Annotated in this window: 11 protein-coding genes; all 11 read left to right on the top strand. The window is 40.9% G+C overall.

Annotated elements, in window-relative coordinates; genetic code table 11:
- Positions 1-107: 107 nt before the first annotated feature.
- The 11 genes from C6347_RS05770 to ymfI all read left to right on the top strand — a co-directional run bounded on the left by C6347_RS05770 (position 108) and on the right by ymfI (position 16,410).
- Positions 108-836, top strand: coding sequence for a ClpP family protease (locus C6347_RS05770; protein ID WP_034662249.1), 729 nt, complete (start codon positions 108-110; stop codon positions 834-836).
- Positions 833-1,069, top strand: a complete 237-nt coding sequence (locus tag C6347_RS05765) for a YlzJ-like family protein (protein WP_060596305.1) — start codon at positions 833-835, stop codon at positions 1,067-1,069. The genes C6347_RS05770 and C6347_RS05765 overlap by 4 nt, the downstream gene beginning before the upstream one ends.
- A gap of 110 nt (positions 1,070-1,179) precedes the next feature.
- On the top strand, positions 1,180-3,552 hold the full coding sequence (locus tag C6347_RS05760) for an FtsK/SpoIIIE family DNA translocase (RefSeq protein ID WP_106071514.1): 2,373 nt from the start codon (positions 1,180-1,182) through the stop codon (positions 3,550-3,552).
- A 165-nt stretch (positions 3,553-3,717) separates the two neighbouring features.
- Entirely contained in the window at positions 3,718-4,443 is a 726-nt protein-coding gene (locus C6347_RS05755; RefSeq protein WP_060596309.1) for a GntR family transcriptional regulator, read from the top strand.
- Positions 4,444-4,545: 102 nt separating this feature from the next.
- On the top strand, positions 4,546-5,775 hold the full coding sequence (gene bcbE, locus C6347_RS05750; protein WP_223250456.1) for a bacillibactin exporter BcbE: 1,230 nt from the start codon (positions 4,546-4,548) through the stop codon (positions 5,773-5,775).
- Positions 5,776-6,092: 317 nt separating this feature from the next.
- Positions 6,093-9,209, top strand: a complete 3,117-nt coding sequence (locus C6347_RS05745; RefSeq protein ID WP_106030897.1) for an MMPL family transporter — start codon at positions 6,093-6,095, stop codon at positions 9,207-9,209.
- Positions 9,210-9,354: 145 nt separating this feature from the next.
- Complete coding sequence (gene yfmF, locus C6347_RS05740; protein WP_106071513.1) at positions 9,355-10,635, top strand: EF-P 5-aminopentanol modification-associated protein YfmF; 1,281 nt, start codon at positions 9,355-9,357, stop codon at positions 10,633-10,635.
- A complete protein-coding gene (gene yfmH, locus C6347_RS05735) occupies positions 10,632-11,924 on the top strand; it encodes an EF-P 5-aminopentanol modification-associated protein YfmH (RefSeq protein ID WP_106071512.1) in 1,293 nt (430 codons plus the stop codon). Before yfmF ends, yfmH begins: the two co-directional genes overlap by 4 nt.
- Before the next feature lie 152 nt (positions 11,925-12,076).
- Entirely contained in the window at positions 12,077-12,553 is a 477-nt protein-coding gene (locus C6347_RS05730) for a MarR family winged helix-turn-helix transcriptional regulator (RefSeq protein ID WP_012010014.1), read from the top strand.
- Complete coding sequence (locus C6347_RS05725) at positions 12,531-15,650, top strand: MMPL family transporter (protein WP_106071511.1); 3,120 nt, start codon at positions 12,531-12,533, stop codon at positions 15,648-15,650. The genes C6347_RS05730 and C6347_RS05725 overlap by 23 nt, the downstream gene beginning before the upstream one ends.
- A gap of 31 nt (positions 15,651-15,681) precedes the next feature.
- Entirely contained in the window at positions 15,682-16,410 is a 729-nt protein-coding gene (gene ymfI, locus C6347_RS05720) for an elongation factor P 5-aminopentanone reductase (RefSeq protein ID WP_106071510.1), read from the top strand.
- The last annotated feature ends 33 nt before the right edge of the window (positions 16,411-16,443 follow it).

Raw genomic sequence — 16,443 nt, 5'->3', positions numbered from 1 at the left:
AGGAGCATAAGCTCTTTGGGCTTTTTTGATGTGGCGCTAGGAATGCGGATTGAATACGGCCTTCTTGTTCATAATAGAAGGAGAGTTTGAGGAAAGGATGGAGACAAATGGACGAAAAGAATGAACAGCAGCCTGAGCGAAAGCCAGAAGAAAAAGACAGCATTATGAGCAAAATACAGCAGCTTGGTGAAACAGCCATACCACAGCTGCCGCAAGATACAAATATACATTGCCTTACCATTATTGGACAAATTGAAGGCCACATGCAACTTCCGCCACAAAATAAAACAACCAAATACGAACATGTCATTCCGCAAATCGTCGCAGTTGAGCAAAACCCGAAAATTGAAGGTCTTTTGATCATCTTAAATACAGTAGGCGGCGATGTTGAAGCGGGACTAGCGATTGCAGAAATGCTTGCATCTTTATCGAAACCGACTGTATCGATTGTACTTGGCGGCGGCCACTCTATTGGTGTCCCGATTGCTGTATCGTGTGACTATTCCTATATTGCAGAAACAGCCACGATGACCATTCATCCTGTGCGTTTAACTGGTCTAGTGATTGGTGTCCCGCAAACCTTTGAATACTTAGATAAAATGCAGGAAAGAGTCATTAACTTTGTAACAAGCCACTCCAATATTACAGAAGAGAAGTTTAAAGAGCTCATGTTCTCAAAAGGCAATTTGACAAGAGACATTGGAACAAATGTTGTTGGTCATGAGGCAGCAGAATACGGACTCATGAATGAAGTAGGCGGCGTAGGACAAGCGATTAAAAAGTTGAACGAACTGATTGGAGACAGGGCATCTCAAAATGAGGGGCTGATCCAATGATTTTATATACACCTATGCCATATGAAGCCATTTACGCGGAGGAACAAGGAGATCGCAAACTTCAACAGGTAAACATCCAAGGCGTGCCAGTTATGGTTGAAATGAAAGAGGATGAAGCAGAAATTGTTCAAGTCATGAGTACCAATCCAATGGACTTTCTGAATCAAGAGCTTGCACCAGGCAAGCGATTGAAGTTACAATTAGGCACCAATCAAACCGACTCATATGAATGATTCTATGCTATAATAAAGGGAAAACTTACAACAAGATGCAGCCAAAACCAGGCTGCTTTCTTTCTGATCTTTCGGTAGGTTATATTTTCTTTCGTAGTAAGGTGATGAGTATGGCTAAAAAGAGAAAACGGAAAACGAGAAAAAAACAAAATAAACAGCTAAAACTGAAATATGAATTAAATGGGTTAGTCTGTATTGCCATAGCGATCATTGCCATTTTACAGCTAGGCGTCGTTGGACAAACCTTCGTACATTTATTCCGATTCTTTGCAGGTGAATGGTTCATTCTCTGCCTTATCGGATTATTTCTTTTTGGCGTGACCATCTTCTGGAAAAAACAAATCCCAGATATGTTGACAAGGAGAAAAGCAGGGCTATACTGCATCATTGCGAGTATCTTGCTTTTGTCTCATGTGAAGCTCTTTCAGCACCTCTCATCTGCGGGCGCGATAGGCTCTCAAAGTGTGATGAGAAATACATTTGAGCTTTTCTTGATGGACATGAAAGGTGAGACTGGGTCATCTGATTTAGGAGGCGGCATGATCGGTGCCGTATTATTTGCTGCTTCTTATTTCTTATTTGCACAAGCAGGCTCTCAAATTATGGCAATCGTTCTGATGCTGATTGGAATTGTGCTGATTACAAATCGTTCTCTTCAAGAAATGGTGAAAAAAGTGACAGTGCCTGTCTCACAATTTATGGTGAAGCAGTGGAAAGCGTTTGTTGAAGATATGAAAGGAATCAGGCAGGCGAAAAAGAGCGCGCCCCCTCAAAAAACAGGTGAAAAGAAAAAACGGTCTCGTATTCAGGAAGAGGACGATGATGATCAGATCTTGATCGAAGAGGAAACGCCGGTTTCTGACAATAGCCAGCCGATTATCTCAAGCTTTGCTGACAGAGATGACATTCTCACCCCGCTCGTTCAAAAAGAGCAGGTGGCAAAAGAGACAGAGCCTCTTCAAGAGTCTGTGCAAAATGCACCGGTTCCATCAGATTCTGCTGATGAACCAAAAGAGGCGCCGCCGATGACATTTACTGAACTTGAAAACAAAGATTACGAATTGCCGTCACTTGATATTTTGGCAGAGCCGCAGCACTCAGGGCAGCAAACAGACAAGAAAAATATATACGAAAATGCAAGAAAGCTTGAAAAAACGTTTCAAAGCTTTGGTGTAAAAGCAAAAGTTACACAGGTCCACTTAGGACCGGCGGTCACCAAATATGAAGTCTATCCAGATGTCGGCGTGAAGGTAAGTAAGATCGTCAATCTAAGTGATGACTTAGCCCTTGCTCTCGCAGCAAAAGACATTCGGATTGAGGCGCCGATTCCTGGTAAATCAGCCATCGGTATTGAGGTTCCTAATGCAGAAATCGCGATGGTTTCTTTAAAAGAGGTATTAGAATCAAAGCAAAATGACCGTCCAAACGCCAAGCTGCTGATTGGACTGGGCCGAAATATTTCCGGTGAAGCTGTGCTGGCTGAAATGAACAAAATGCCGCATTTACTTGTAGCAGGCTCGACTGGAAGCGGAAAAAGTGTGTGCATCAATGGTATTATCACAAGTATTCTCATGAGAGCGAAACCTCATGAAGTGAAAATGATGATGATTGATCCGAAAATGGTTGAACTAAATGTGTATAATGGCATTCCGCATCTGCTCGCTCCCGTTGTAACGGACCCTAAGAAAGCCTCACAGGCACTTAAAAAAGTAGTCAGCGAAATGGAGCGCCGCTATGAATTATTTTCTCATACGGGGACAAGAAATATTGAAGGATACAATGATTACATTAAACGTATGAATCAATCAGAAGAGGCCAAACAGCCAGAACTTCCTTATATTGTCGTCATTGTAGACGAGCTTGCAGATTTAATGATGGTCGCTTCCTCTGATGTAGAAGATTCCATTACAAGACTTTCGCAAATGGCTCGTGCTGCCGGGATTCATTTAATTATTGCTACACAAAGACCTTCTGTCGATGTCATTACAGGTGTCATTAAAGCCAACATCCCATCTCGCATCGCCTTTAGCGTGTCCTCGCAAACAGATTCAAGGACGATCCTTGATATGGGTGGCGCAGAAAAACTGCTGGGCAGAGGGGATATGCTGTTTCTACCGGTAGGTGCAAACAAACCGGTTCGTGTGCAAGGCGCCTTTTTATCAGATGAAGAAGTGGAGCATGTCGTTGATCATGTGATCACCCAGCAAAAAGCACAATATCAAGAAGAAATGATTCCAACTGAAGAAACGCAGGATCAGCTTACAGCTGTGGATGACGATTTATATGATGAAGCAGTGGAACTCATCATCGGCATGCAGACGGCTTCTGTCTCTATGCTTCAAAGAAGATTCCGCATCGGCTATACCCGAGCGGCCCGCCTGATTGACGCAATGGAAGAGCGAGGCGTTGTCGGCCCTTATGAAGGAAGTAAACCGAGAGAAGTCCTGCTCTCAAAAGAACAATATGACGAGCTCTCTTCATAAATCGAAGAGAGCTTTCCTAAAAAAGAAGTAAACGATAGTATGATTATGTTAACTGGAAGTCAGACTATTTATTTATTTGCAAAAACATGATATAGTTGTGTTCAACTTATCTCGGAATAGAGATTTCTCATCTTATCATTTGCATTGATTAGACGGAGGGAAAACATGTCGACCAAAACAGACAATCGCCATTTATATTTGAAAGTGATTGACCGTATTAAAGAAGATATACAAACAGGCGTATATGCAGAAAAAGAAAAGCTGCCTTCTGAGTTTGAGCTCTCAAAGCTTTTAGGCGTGAGCAGAGCGACACTGCGTGAAGCCCTTCGTGTATTAGAAGAAGAGAAGTATTTAATTAGAAGGCATGGTGTGGGAACGTTCGTCAACTCTAGACCACTCTTTTCAACAGGCATAGAACAGCTGGCAAGTGTCACGAAAATGATCGAGCAGGTCAATATGACGCCTGGTACCATCTTTTTATCCTCGCAAGAAGGGGAGCCAACAGAGAATGATGTGATTCGTTTTCAGTGTGATGAATCTGATGAGATTTTTTCAATGGAACGCGTTCGAACGGCAGATGGACAGCCAGTGGTATATTGTTTAGATAAAATTCCGGTCAAGCATCTTCCCGCTTCTTTTACACATGAAGAAGAGTCTCTTTTTGAGCTGTTTGGAAGAGAACCACACAGCGGGATTAAATATGCAGTTGCTGACATCGAACCAATCGGCTACCACGATCAGGTTTCACCGATACTCGAATGTGACCCTGAAACAGCATTATTATTACTGAAACAAATGCACTATGATCAGGATGATCAGCCGGTCTTATACTCGCTTAATTATTTTCGAGCGGATAAATTTAGCTTTCATGTGATACGTAAACGATTTTAACAAGCAGTCGCTTCCATAAGCGGTTGCTTTTTGTTTGCCCATACATAATACCCGTAAAACTTGCCACACTAATACGTAACAGTATATAGAATTGGGTGAATGATGTTGGGCGAGAAAACAGTCAGTAAAAAGAATATTATTGCATTATCATCAGTGCCTCTAATCATGACACTTGGGAACTCGATGTTAATACCTGTATTGCCAGAGATAGAAAAGACACTCTCCATCACTTCCTTTCAAGTCTCCCTCATTATTACGGTATACTCTGTTGTAGCGATCTTATGTATTCCAATCGCCGGCTATTTATCGGACCGAATCGGGCGTAAAAAGGTACTCCTGCCGTGTCTGTTAATCGCAGGTCTTGGTGGGGCTGTGGCAGCAGTTGCCTCAACGATCATGAAAGAACCCTACATGTGGATTCTATTTGGAAGGGTCCTTCAAGGTGTTGGCTCAGCCGGGGCAGCACCTGTCGTGATGCCGTTTATAGGAGATTTGTTTCATGATGATGAAGAAGTAAGTGCGGGACTTGGCGCCATCGAAACCTCTAACACAGCTGGAAAGGTATTAAGCCCGATTATTGGGGCGCTTCTGGCTTCATGGTTTTGGTTTGTGCCGTTTTGGTTTATTCCGTTCTTTTCAATCATCAGCTTTCTCATGGTACTGTTCATGGTAGAGTCCGCGAAAAAAGAGGAGGACCCGCCTACATTCAAAGAATTTTTAAAATCAACAAAGACCATTTTTAAGCATGAGGGACGCTGGCTTTATGCCATTTTTGCAATTGGCGGTTTTATTATGTTTCTTCTTTTTGGTGTGCTTTTTTACTTATCTGATAACCTAGAGGCAGCTTATCAAATTAAGGGTGTCAAAAAAGGGCTCCTGCTTAGTATCCCGCTCCTTTTTCTATCCATCAGTTCATACATTGCTGGGAAAACGATTGGAAAAGAAAAAGGGAAAATGAGAATCTTTATAATCGTAGGCATGGCCTTGTTATCACTTTCCTATATGTTTTTATGGTGGAATCACAGCTTTTACGTATTGTTTATCTGTTTAAGCGTTGGCGGTGTTGGCATCGGTATTGTACTGCCTGCACTTGATGCCCTGATTACAGAAGGAATCGAAAAAGAGCAGTGCGGAACCATTACGTCATTTTACAGCAGTATGCGTTTTATCGGTGTCGCTTTAGGACCTCCGATTTACGCCTATCTCATGGATAAAGGGGACTCCATCGTTTTTATTCTCTCGACCATTTGCAGTCTTATTTCACTATTTTTGGTCCTCTTCTTCATCCAGCCAGATGAAAAGGATGAAAGTGAACAATTAAAAACGGTTTAATCTAGAAAAAAGACGGTATTTTGCCATCTTTTTTCTTTTTTATAAATTGACATGTAAAATTTTGATAGTTAAACTAATGTATAGTAATATCTTTTAAATTATCCCAAATAGGAGGTGTTCAAAAACATTCATTTTCTGTCTTTCTTCAGGCAGAAATTGAGCTCGCGTGCTGATGATGAATATGTGTTTCTTCAACACGAAAAGACAATTGAATAGGTCATCCTGCCATTAGCACGTTGAAGGAGACGCAGTCAGCACTTCAGACACGCTCAAATACAGCAAATTGATTGATGAACTAGAAGGAGCTTGAAGCAGCTATGTTGCAAATAATTAAAGCAAGATGGATTGTATTAGTGGTGTGGATGATAACAGCTGTGATTCTGTTTATTACTGCGCCTAATTTAGAGGAATTAACAAGAGAAAAAGGGCAATTAAAGGTTCCGGAGGGGACACCAACAGCTGAGGCACTTCACTTATTGGATAAGCTATCAGATCATAACGGGAAAAAAGATACGGGTGTCATTGTATTCTCCGAACAACATCTGTTCCCTGAGAAAGAGCAGGAATTAAAAAAGGCTTTATCTGCACTCATGACTCATGCCCCAGACCTCCACATTGACGGAATTACTTCGTATTTTCATGTAGATCCGGACATTCAAAAACAACTTTTATCAAAGGATAAAAGTACACTTCTTGTTCCATTCAAATTCGACCACTACGAAACAAAAGCTGTGAAGATTAAAGAACAAATTGAGGAAGTTTTAAAGCCCTATCATGTCTCATATGAAATGACGGGTCAAAAATTTGTGGATTCAGATGTCATTAAAAGCTCTCAACAAGGTCTGAAGAAAACTGAACTTATTACGATGATTTTTATTTTCTTTATTTTAATCATTGTTTTCAGATCGATTTTGGCACCTGTTGTTCCGCTCATTACAATCGGCATTTCTTATGCCGTCAGCCGGTGTATTGTGGCTTTTCTAGTAGAATATATGCAATTTCCTCTATCTAATTTTACTCAGATTTTTATGGTAGCTATTATGTTCGGTATAGGAACAGATTATTGTATTTTGCTGTTAAGCCGTTTTAAAGAAGAGATCGGACAAGGTCGTGATGTCAAAGAGTCGATTATCATCACATATAAATGTGCAGGGAAAACGGTCTTTTTCAGTGGCTTAGCCGTGTTAGTCGGCTTCTCAAGCATTGGGTTTGCCAAATTTCAATTGTATCAATCAGCCGTTAGTGTTGCTGTTGGAGTTGGCATACTGCTGATTGCCCTAGTCACCATCGTTCCCTTTTTTATGTCTGTTTTCGGACAATCCCTTTTTTGGCCATCTAAAAGAGAAAACATTCGCCACCCGCAAAGTAAAATGTGGGAATGGGCTGGGCGTTTTTCATTTAAAAGGCCGCTGATCAGTTTAGGTTTAGTTGCACTAATTACTGTGCCTCCTATTTTGATGTATGACGGAACTCTTTCTTATAACAGCTTAAATGAGATTGGGACAAAGTATGAATCAGTGTCTGCATTTAATACGATATCAGAGCAATTTGGCTTTGGGGAAGCGCTGCCCCTGAATGTACTTGTTGAAAGTGACAATAAGTTAGATAACCAAGAAAAGATTGTCATGATTGAAAAACTGACCCGTAAATTAAATGACATTGACGAAGTAAAAACAGTCCGCAGTGTCACTAGGCCTGTTGGAGACGGGCTAAGTCAGCTTTACGTCACCTCTCAAGCAAAAGAGCTGGGAGGAGAACTTGGCAAAGGCCACGAAGGAATCGGGAAAATTTCAGATGGCCTGACCGAAACAAATCTTGCCCTTCTCAAACAAAAACCAAAAATTCAAGAATCCGCTAAAGGCATTGACCAGCTGATTGATGGAACAAAAGCGATCAAAAGCGGAATTGGAGAAGTAAGGGAGTCCTTGATCTCTTTAGAAGATGGGGTAAGGCGCAGTAAAGATGGCGTCGGGACCATCCGAAGTAAAATCAAAGAAGCGAAAAAGGAATTAGAGCAAGAATATCGCAGCAGTGAAGCGATGATTCAAGAGCTTAAGCGAATGGTGAGTACGCTGGAACGTCATGCGAAATCCAATCAGCAGCTGATGACCACCATTAAAAAAGTAAAAAATTCCTATGAAAATGTATCGTTTGAAGCACTTGAAAAACGGCTTCCAGAAGTAAAAGATATGGATGAATATAAAGAAATCAAGAAAGTATTCAAAGACACAAAAGAAATGCTTGATCAAGCTGGGGACCAAATGAGTGTGTATGAAGAGGAAGCCTCTCACTTTAAACAAAAGATCAAAAAAGCAGATCAAGTAATTCAAACCTTATCAAGCAAGCAAAAAGACGTAAAACGCCAAGTGCAAGCACTCATGGACGGGCTCGATCAAATTTATGACGGTCTTGAACAAACAAATGAAGGACAAAAACAATTGATTAAAGAAATGCCTAAAATTGAAGATGGCGCAGATCAACTGACAGGCGGACAAAAAGCCATCAAAAAAGGATTTAATCAGCTCTCATCAAAACTTACATTATTAACAGATGGATTAGGTGAAAGTATTGAAGGGCTCGAGCAGGTCAAAAGCGGCTTCACCGAGGCGGACGGCTATTTAAAGCAGCTTCAGCAAGCGCCAGATGAAGAAATAACGGGCTGGTTTATTCCAGAAGAAGTGCTGAAACGCCATGAATTTAAGCAAATCTTTAAAACGTATATGTCTCCAGATCGTAAATTAACAACCTTAGAAGTTATTTTAAATGTGAATCCATACAGCAATGAAGCGATGAAAGGCGTTGCCAAAATTGAGGACACCCTTGATCAATATTTACCTGTCAGCGGGTTAAAGAATGCAAATTACGGTGTGTCTGGTATCTCAAGTTTAAATGTAGATTTAAAAGAAACATCTGACGGTGACTTTATTCGAACGGTCATTTTCATGTTAGTTGGCATCTTTATCATTTTAATTATATTATTACGGTCAATCGTCATGCCGATATACTTAACACTTTCACTCATTTTAACGTATTTTACTTCCGTCGGATTAACAGAATGGATCTTCAAAACATTTTTTGGCTACGACGGTCTTAGCTGGGCTGTCCCATTTTTCAGCTTTGTCATTCTTGTCACCCTTGGCATTGATTATTCGATCTTCCTAATGGATCGCTTTAATGAATGGAAGGGAGAGCATGTGCAAGCATCAATGATATCAGCGATGAGAAATATGGGTTCTGTCATTATTTCAGCAGTCGCGATATTAGCGGGGACCTTCGCCGCCATGCTGCCGTCTGGTGTATTATCACTTGTTGAAATTGCAACGGTCATACTCATTGGACTTTTATTATATGCGTTTGTTGTATTACCTCTCTTTATTCCGGTCATGGTTCGTATTTTTGGAAAATGGAATTGGTGGCCTTTTAGAATGAAATAACGACCGGCGCCTCTGCTCATAGCAGAGGCGTTTTTATTTCCTATCCTTTCCTCTGATTGATATAATGTCTATTAAATGGCTGTTTCACGTATATATCAGCTATGTTCTAATACATAATAAATAGGATGAACAAAGGAGGTTTCTCATGACGTACTTACAAGAGAAGACACTAGACACACCTGGTCTTCATACTCATATTGTCAAAACAGAAAAATTTAAAACGGTCACAATCCTTTTTAAAATGCTTGCGCCTCTATCGAAAGATGACGTCACCATGCGTTCACTTTTCCCGCATGTGCTGTTAAGAGGAACAGAAAAAATGCCGAAAACAGGAGAATTGCGTGCTTATTTTGATGAGCTTTATGGTGCTACTGTTTCAGCAGACATGGCGAAAAAAGGGGAGAATCACATCATTACCTTCCGCCTGGAAATGGCGAATGAAAAATATTTAAAGGATCAAACACCTTTACTAGAAAAAGGAATTGCTTTACTATCTGATCTACTATTCCATCCGTATGTTGAAGATGGAGCGTTTAGTCAATTATATGTAGATCAAGAAAAACGTACTTTAAAACAGCGAATTCAAGCAGTGTATGATGATAAAATGCGTTACTCGAACTTAAGGCTTGTGCAGGAAATGTGCAAAGGTGAACCATATGCACTGCACGTCAATGGAGAAATGGAAGATATCGAAACGATCACAGCTCACTCGCTTTTTGAAGCTTATGAGCGTGCGCTTCAATCGAATCAGCTTGATCTTTATGTTGTGGGAGATGTTGACGAACAAGACATCAGCCGAATGGTCTCTCAATACTTCAAAACAAGTGATAGAGAACCGGTCAAACAACACGCTGACTCAACAAGAACGCAAAAAGAAGCAAAAGAAGTCATTGATGAAGAGGACGTGAAGCAAGGCAAGCTGAATATCGGCTTTCGCACGCATACGACGATTGCAGATGAAGATTATCCGGCGCTGCATTTGTTTAATGGCATATTTGGCGGCTTCTCGCATTCGAAGCTATTCATCAATGTTCGGGAAAAAGCAAGTCTTGCGTACTACGCTGTGTCTAGACTTGAGAGCTTTAAAGGCTTGATGATGGTCATGTCAGGAATTGAAGTCGGCAACTACCAGCAGGCAGTAGACATTATTAAAGAACAATTTGAAGCGATGCAAAAGGGTGATTTTTCAGATGAAGCGATTGACCAAACAAAGGCTGTCGTCAAAAATCAGCTACTTGAAACGATCGATACATCTTATGGGACAGCAGAATACCTGTATCAGCATGCCGTTGTGCCAACAGGAGAAACGCTTGATTCCTTTTTACAAGCACTTGACCGAGTGACAAAAGAGGACATCATCAAAGTGGGTCAGAAAATCGAATGGGATACGACCTATTTTCTTAAAGGAACGGAGGGTGCTTCATGACAGTGAAAACAATTCAATTCGACCAGCTGCAAGAAACGGTCTATCACGAAAAAATGGAGAGCGGACTTGACGTTTATGTGCTCCCAAAGCAAGGGTTTAACAAAACCTATGCGACTTTTACAACCAAATATGGCTCTGTCGATAACGAATTTGTGCCGCTTGGCAAAGAAGACATGATTCGAGTGCCTGACGGAATTGCCCATTTCTTAGAGCATAAACTGTTTGAAAAAGAAGATGGAGACGTATTTCATACATTTAGCAAACAAGGAGCATCCGCAAATGCTTTTACGACATTTACGAGAACAGCTTACTTATTCTCAAGCACCTCAAATGTCGAACAAAATCTTGAGACGCTCATTGATTTTGTTCAAGAGCCTTATTTTACTGAAAAAACGGTCGAAAAAGAAAAAGGCATCATTGGTCAAGAGATTAACATGTATGATGACAATCCGGACTGGCGTTTATTCTTCGGTCTGATTGAAAATCTATATCAAGAGCATCCCGTGAGAATTGATATTGCTGGAACAGTAGAAAGTATTGCTCCGATTACAAAAGATCATTTGTATGAATGCTATGAAACGTTCTATCACCCGAGCAATATGCTTCTATTTGTTGTCGGTCCCGTTGACCCGAAGCAAATATTAGACCAAGTTCGAGCGAATCAGGCGAAAAAACCATTTACAGACCAGCCAGATATCAAACGAAAAGACATCAATGAGCCTGAAGGTGTGTACCGAAAAGAATACGAACTTCCAATGAACGTACAAGGCTCGAAATGTATGTTCGGATTAAAAACAAAGAATCCTCATAAAAAAGGAAATGAGCTGCTAAAACATGAGCTCGGGATGAATCTCATTTTAGAGACGCTGTTTGGTAAAAGCTCTTTACAATATGAACAAATGTATGAAAAAGGCTTAATTGATGAGACCTTCAGCTACGATTATACGGAAGAAGGCGGCTTTGGCTTCACGTCAGTTGGCGGAGATACAAATGATCCTGATCAACTGGCAAAAGAATTAAAAGAAACCCTTCTTCAAGCAAAGAACTTGATGTCAGAAGAAAAAATTGAGCTAGCGCGCAAGAAGAAAATCGGCAGCTTTTTAAAAGCCATGAACTCTCCCGAATACATTGCGAACCAATTCACTCGATATGCATTTTTAGACATGAGCTTATTTGATGTCGTGACCATGCTGGAACAAATCCAATTAGCCGACATTCAGCAAATTTTAGAGGAAGAAATTGATGAAGAACGGATGTCCGTTTTCAAAGTCGTCCCGAAAACAAAATAAATAAAAAAAGACAAACTTAGATCAAATGAGTTTGTCTTTTTTATGTCTAATTGATAAAAGCATGTTATTAGTGAGGATTTTCATTGACAATCAATTTGTTCGTTAGTTAAACTCTTTAATAGTTAAACACTTAAACTAAAAAGGAGCAGCGTATGGAACAAAATAAAATTGCACAGCTCATTCAGAGATATGCAGACGTCTATCTCATGATGGAAAAAAAGGTATCGAGTATGATCACGGAAAAGCTTGATAAAGAGCTGACGCTTGATCAGTATTACTCGCTTCGATACATCAATTTACATCCTGGATGTACATCAACTGACCTTGCAAATGTATGTAATGTGAACAAAAGTGCTGTAACCTCCATGACAAATCGTCTTTTTACGAAAAACTATATTGTCCGTGAGCACGATCAAGCCGATCGAAGAAATGTTCACCTATACGTCACGCCAGAGGGCAAAGATGTGGTCAGCCGAATGGAAAAGCAGCTTCAGGATCTAGTTCGATCTTATTTTGAAAAGCTGGAAGAAAAAGAAATGGAATCATTTATTCAAACATATGAAAAGATCTATCAAGTGATCATCGAAGAGGAGGCACAAAGTACTAATGAGAGCAATCATAAAGGGTAGATGGCTGATCACGATTCTATGGATCGTATTAGCGGCAGTGTTACTCATCACCGCTCCTAATATGGCGCAATTAACAAAAGAAAAAGGGCAAATTTCTGTACCAGACGGCTATCCGTCCTCATATGCGGATCAGTTATTAAAGAAAATGTCTGAAAACGGCGATACAGAAAAATCAATCGTCATTGTCTTTCAAGAAAAGAACATCGTAAAAGAAAGAGAAACATCTTTAAAAAAGGCAATGGAGATTTTAGAAAAGGATCATGATCTACATGTAGAAGATATCACTTCTTATTTTGACGCCAACAAAGATATCAAAAAACAGATGCTCTCTAAAGATCGCACGACGCTCCTTGTTCCAGTTACATATGACTCAAACAAAATCAAAGCTTCCGATTTTAAAGAAAAAGTCAATGAAAAGCTGAAGAGCTTAAACCTAACATTTGAAATGACAGGACAGCCGTTAATTGATGATGATGTGATCACAAGCTCGCAAGAAGGTCTGAAGAAAACAGAGTTCATTACGATTGGGTTTATTCTCATCGTTCTTGTCCTTGTCTTTAGATCAGCTGTGGCGCCTTTCGTACCATTAGTCGCAGTAGCTCTGTCTTACTTGGTGAGTCAATCCATCGTGGCTTATTTAGTTAAATATCTCGACTTCCCGCTCTCGACCTTTACCCAAATTTTCATGGTCGCGATCATGTTTGGAATAGGAACGGACTACTGCATTCTGCTTCTCAGTCGCTTTAAAGAAGAGATCGCACACGGTAAAGATAAAATTGAGGCGATTCTGATTACGTATAAAACAGCAGGAAAGACCGTTTTATTCAGCGGAATTGCTGTGCTAATCGGTTTTACCTGTATAGGCCTGGCGCAATTCCAGCTCTATAAATCAGCTGTTGCAGTAGCAGTTGGTGTCGCTGTGCTGATTGTGGCGCTTCTCACGATTGTTCCGTTCTTTATGGCGGTTTTAGGAAAAGTGTTATTTTGGCCGATTAAAGGTGATATTGCTCATCCGCAGTCAAAAATGTGGGAAACAGCAGGACGCTTTTCATTTAAAAAACCACTTTTCAGTTTATTAATCGTAGGAATCATTACGCTTCCGCCCATTCTCATGTATAAAGGAACGCTTTCGTATAACAGCTTAGATGAAATCGGTAATAAATACGAATCAGTCAATGCATTCAATACCATTTCTGACAAATTTGGGCCAGGAGAAGCACTGCCGGCAACGATTGTCGTCAAATCAGCTGATCTGTTAGACAACAATAAAGGGCTGATTGCTGTTGAAAAACTCAGCCGTGCAATTGAACAAACAGATGGCGTAAGTAAAGTGAGAAGTGCGACACGTCCTGTCGGTAAAGGGCTGAGTGATCTGTACGTGAAATCACAAGCCAAAGAGCTGAATACCGGACTTGATAAAAGCAATGAAGGCTTGAAAAAAATCCAAGATGCACTGACGACAATGAGTAAATCTATTGAAGATCAAACGCCGCAGATCAAATCATCTGGAAGAGGCATTAACCAGCTGATTTCTGGCACTGAATCAGTACAAACAGGCATTCAAAATGTCGAGAAAATGTTAAGAAAACTGCAAAGCGGAATCGATCAAAACAAAAACGGTGTAGCAGAGATTAAAGAAAAAATTAAAAGTGCGAAAAAGGAATTAACGGCTCAAGTCGCACAAGTGAATCAGCAAGTTGCGCTATATAAAAGCATTTCCAAAGAATTAAAGGCAGCATTAGCGCAAGTTGATACGTCATCCTCTGCCGCAGCGGATGTAAAAGCATTAATCACACAAGCAAATCAACAATTTAGTACACTCGAAAAACAAATTCCGCAGGTAAAAGAAAATCAATCGTATCAAGCCATCAAAGCTTCATATAATGAACTTTCTACGACGTTAAAAGAAGGGGCGAAACAGGCAGACAGCTATGCCAAACAAGCAAAAGAAGCCAAAAAACAGCTTGAAGCAGCGGATGCCTTTATCGCAAAAGCTTCAGAGCAGCAGAAAGTCTTGACGAGTCAAATCGATGAGCTCATTGCTGGCTTAGACGCAATTGAAACTGGACTTGATCAAACGTCTAAAGGTCAAGGACAGTTAGCTGATAATATGCCGAAGCTTGCAAATGGAGCTGGCAAAGTGATTGATGGTCAAAAACAAATGAAAGAAAAGATTGGCGGCTTTGGTGATGACCTGACCAAGCTGACAGATGGGCTGAACAAGAGCGCAAGTGGCCTGGAGAAAATTTCAAGCGGGTTAATGGGTGCAGGTGACTACTTAGACGAACTGAAAAATGCACCAGATCAAGACATGGCCGGCTGGTTTATCCCAAAAGACGTGCTGAAAAACAAAGCATTCAAGCAAGTATTTGATTCATACATGTCGGATGACCGCAAGATGACAAAAATTGATGTCATTTTAGAAAAAAATCCATATGGCAATGAAGCCCTGTCGACGATCAAACAAGTAGAAGCTTCTGTCGAGCGGGCACTTCCTGAAACGAACCTAAAAGATGCATCATTCGGCGTTTCAGGTGTATCAAGTATGAACGCTGATTTAAAACAGCTGTCAGACCAAGATTTCAATAAGACGGTTCTTTACATGATGATCGGTATTTTCCTCATCCTGGTGATCCTGTTCCGTTCGCTTGTTATGCCGCTGTACTTGGTAGGTTCACTTATTTTGACTTACTTTACAGCTATCGGGATGACAGAATTTATTTTCACCCATTTCTTCGGATACCCGGGCATTAACTGGGCTGTTCCATTCTTTGGATTTGTCATATTAATGGCGCTCGGAGTCGATTATTCGATTTTCTTAATGGAGCGGTTCAATGAATACAAAACAAAAGACATTCAGTTTGCTATGACCGAATCAATGAAGAATATGGGCTCTGTCATTATGTCTGCTGCTGTTATTTTGGCAGGAACCTTTGCAGCAATGCTTCCTTCAGGAGTGCTGTCTCTCCTGCAGATTGCAACACTTGTTCTAACAGGACTTTTGCTGTACGCACTCGTTGTGCTACCATTGTTCGTACCTGTGATGGTGAAATTGTTCGGATCAGCTAACTGGTTCCCATTTAAACGAAAAGAATAGATATTTCAAATAGAAAGTAGGAATCCATGTGATGAGTCGTTGGGCGCTGATAACAGGTGCCAGTGGCGGGATTGGGCAGGCTGCAGCCAAAAAGCTTGCCCATGAAGGCTGCCACGTGATGCTCCATTATCACAAAAATGAACAGGCAGCCGTGCAGCTTGCCGCTCAGCTGGAAGAAACAAGTCATATTCAGACGCACGTCGTTCAAGCGGATTTAGCTAAAATGGGCGGAGCAGATGAGCTCGTCAGCCGTCTGCCTGTACCCCCAGATATTCTTGTATTAAATAGCGGTAAAAGTCATGTCGGATTAGTGACAGATACAGAAAAAGATGTATTAGCCAGTATGGTGCAGCTGCATGTCACAAGTCCATATGAGCTCACCCAACACCTATTGCCAGCCATGATTCAAAAAAAAGCAGGTCATATTGTTGTAGTAAGCTCGATATGGGGAGAAACAGGTGCATCGTGTGAAGTGCTGTACAGCATGGTGAAGGGGGCGCAAAATGCGTTTATTAAAGGTCTGGCAAAAGAGCTTGCCCCAAGTGGAATTAGAGCAAATGCTGTTTCGCCAGGTGCTGTCCGTACAGACATGATGAAAAGCTTCACACAAGAAGATATTGCAATGCTTGAGGAAGAAATCCCGCTTGGCCGGCTTGCATCACCTGAGGAGATTGCAAATGTCATTTGGTTTCTCGCCTCAAAGCAGTCAAGTTATATGACAGGTCAAATTTTATCCGTTAATGGCGGCTGGTACTGTTAAAAAACGTGTATAATTCGTCTCTCCATGACAAAA

It is taken from the genome of Bacillus sp. NMTD17 (genome assembly GCF_002998735.1).
Taxonomy (GTDB): Bacteria; Bacillota; Bacilli; order Bacillales; family Bacillaceae; genus Bacillus.
Note: the sequence above shows the minus strand (reverse complement) of the source record. Positions and strands in the feature narration are given on the sequence as shown.

What these genes read in the sequence shown, in the direction of transcription:
- C6347_RS05770 (WP_034662249.1), top strand. Translation starts at nt 108, where the DNA reads ATGGACGAAAAGAATGAACAGCAGCCTGAGCGAAAGCCAGAAGAAAAA.
- C6347_RS05765 (WP_060596305.1), top strand. Translation starts at nt 833, where the DNA reads ATGATTTTATATACACCTATGCCATATGAAGCCATTTACGCGGAGGAA.
- C6347_RS05760 (WP_106071514.1), top strand. Translation starts at nt 1,180, where the DNA reads ATGGCTAAAAAGAGAAAACGGAAAACGAGAAAAAAACAAAATAAACAG.
- C6347_RS05755 (WP_060596309.1), top strand. Translation starts at nt 3,718, where the DNA reads ATGTCGACCAAAACAGACAATCGCCATTTATATTTGAAAGTGATTGAC.
- bcbE (WP_223250456.1), top strand. Translation starts at nt 4,546, where the DNA reads ATGTTGGGCGAGAAAACAGTCAGTAAAAAGAATATTATTGCATTATCA.
- C6347_RS05745 (WP_106030897.1), top strand. Translation starts at nt 6,093, where the DNA reads ATGTTGCAAATAATTAAAGCAAGATGGATTGTATTAGTGGTGTGGATG.
- yfmF (WP_106071513.1), top strand. Translation starts at nt 9,355, where the DNA reads ATGACGTACTTACAAGAGAAGACACTAGACACACCTGGTCTTCATACT.
- yfmH (WP_106071512.1), top strand. Translation starts at nt 10,632, where the DNA reads ATGACAGTGAAAACAATTCAATTCGACCAGCTGCAAGAAACGGTCTAT.
- C6347_RS05730 (WP_012010014.1), top strand. Translation starts at nt 12,077, where the DNA reads ATGGAACAAAATAAAATTGCACAGCTCATTCAGAGATATGCAGACGTC.
- C6347_RS05725 (WP_106071511.1), top strand. Translation starts at nt 12,531, where the DNA reads ATGAGAGCAATCATAAAGGGTAGATGGCTGATCACGATTCTATGGATC.
- ymfI (WP_106071510.1), top strand. Translation starts at nt 15,682, where the DNA reads ATGAGTCGTTGGGCGCTGATAACAGGTGCCAGTGGCGGGATTGGGCAG.